Raw genomic sequence first — 472 nt, 5'->3', positions numbered from 1 at the left:
GTACGAGAGCTGGTCAATTCCGCTGGCGGTCTTGCTGGTGGTGCCGCTCGGCGTGCTGGGCGCGCTGTTGGGCGCCACGCTGCGCTTCCTGCCCAACGACATCTACTTCAAGGTCGGGCTGATTGCCACCATCGGCCTGTCGGCCAAGAACGCGATCCTGATCATCGAAGTGGCCAAGGATCTGGTGGCGCAAGGGATGGGCTTGATTGAAGCCACGCTGGAAGCTGCGCGGTTGCGGTTCCGGCCGATCGTGATGACGTCGCTCGCGTTTGCGTTTGGCGTCGTGCCACTGGCGCTTGCAAGCGGCACGGCATCGGCCAGCCAGCGCGCTATCGGCACGGGCGTGCTGGGCGGGATCATCGCTGCAACGGTGCTGGCGGTGTTCCTGGTGCCGGTGTTCTTTGTGGTGGTGCGGCGCGTGTTCAAGGGCAGCGAGCGGCAGCGCCGGCTGGACGCGGCGCACGAGCACGAG

General features: G+C 66.3%; 1 protein-coding gene. It reads left to right on the top strand.

Annotation, left to right across the window (positions count from 1 at the left end):
• A partial coding sequence (locus C1I99_RS35470) for an efflux RND transporter permease subunit (RefSeq protein WP_199562476.1) occupies positions 1 to 472 on the top strand: 472 nt, incomplete at both ends.

The sequence above is a fragment of the Micromonospora deserti genome (assembly GCF_003236335.1).
Taxonomy (GTDB): domain Bacteria; phylum Actinomycetota; class Actinomycetes; order Mycobacteriales; family Micromonosporaceae; genus Micromonospora; species Micromonospora deserti.
Note: the sequence above shows the minus strand (reverse complement) of the source record. Positions and strands in the feature narration are given on the sequence as shown.